A 315-nucleotide genomic window follows, 5' to 3' on the forward strand; every position below is an offset into this window, starting at 1 on the left:
GTACCTGCCCGAAGAAGTAAAAGATTACTACCTGACCAATTCAAAGGAGCTTGAGCTGAAATTTCCTGTTATAACTTACCCCCAAAAATGTAAAACTCTAAACCTGGCAAAAACGCCTTTTTACGAAGGACTTTTAAAAGGTATCAAAGGACAATATCTCATCTTTGAAGACGGAATGGTCTTCAACGTTAGGAAGCATGAAGGCTTCAATGTTACTTTGTCCCTTCAGTAACTACTAATTTTGAGTAGTATCCTTTTTTCTTCTGGCTCCGCCCAGTAATCCACCCAGAATATCCCTTGCTGTTTCTTTAACAG

Annotated in this window: 1 protein-coding gene; it reads left to right on the top strand. The window is 39.0% G+C overall.

Annotated features, from left to right (window positions below):
* The coding region (locus HC176_RS18640; protein ID WP_167920469.1) for a DUF2797 domain-containing protein at positions 1-232 on the top strand (232 nt) is incomplete at its 5' end.
* Between the last annotated feature and the right edge of the window lie 83 nt (positions 233-315).

The sequence above is a fragment of the Tamlana crocina genome (genome assembly GCF_012037625.1).